Annotated in this window: 1 protein-coding gene; it reads left to right on the top strand. The window is 53.9% G+C overall.

Annotated elements, in window-relative coordinates; translation table 11 throughout:
• On the top strand, window positions 1-245 hold a 245-nt coding region (locus ACYP03_RS27480; RefSeq protein WP_459782870.1), incomplete at both ends, for a mannitol dehydrogenase family protein.

The raw sequence follows: 245 nt of genomic DNA, 5'->3' as shown, positions 1-245 counted from the left end.
ACATCGAAAAAATCCTGACCCGTTTTGCCAATCCCTTCCTGCGCGATGAGATTGACAGGGTTGGCCGCCAGCCGCTGCGCAAGCTGGGCAGCAACGACAGATTGATCAAACCCCTGCTGGGCACCCTGGAGTACGGTACTGATAATCGTATGCTGATCAAAGGCATAGCGGCGGCGTTGACGTATGTGAATGATACCGATCCGCAGGCAGTGGAACTGCAGCAGACTTTACACGATAAAGGAGTC

It is taken from the genome of Photobacterium sp. R1 (assembly GCF_054600795.1).
The sequence above is the reverse complement of the archived record's forward strand: the minus strand, read 5'-3'. Positions and strand labels throughout refer to the sequence as shown.